Source organism: Streptomyces sp. WM4235, assembly GCF_001279725.1.
Lineage (GTDB): Bacteria > Actinomycetota > Actinomycetes > Streptomycetales > Streptomycetaceae > Streptomyces.
Genome location: NZ_LGDE01000331.1, coordinates 1 through 361 on the forward strand (window position 1 = coordinate 1; position 361 = coordinate 361).

Genomic DNA, 361 nt, shown 5'->3' on the forward strand with positions numbered 1-361 from the left:
CGGACTGATCGTGGGCATCGACCGGTTCATGAGCGCGGCCCGGGCCCTCACCAACTTCGCGGGCAACGCCGTCGCGACGGTGCTGATCGGGACGTGGACCAAGGAGTTCGACCGCGAGCGCGCGACCGAAGTCCTCGCGGGTCGCCTCCCCTTCGACGAGACCACGCTGGTCGACGACGTGCACGCGACGGATCCCGCCGGGGAACCGGCCGCCGTGCCCGTCCAGTCGGCCGGCGACAAGGACGGCGTCCCGGTCTGACCGGAACGCCCGTGAGGGGGTGGGCCCGGCGCGACGCCGCCCCTCCCCCGGGGCCGGCGCACGCGCCGCCCGCCGCTCCCCCCGTGCCCGGAGGGCCGGCGG

1 pseudogene is annotated in these 361 nt (G+C 76.7%); it reads left to right on the forward strand.

Annotated elements, in window-relative coordinates:
- A pseudogene (locus tag ADK55_RS21025) lies at positions 1–259 on the forward strand (C4-dicarboxylate transporter DctA); the annotation flags it as partial.
- Between the last annotated feature and the right edge of the window lie 102 nt (positions 260–361).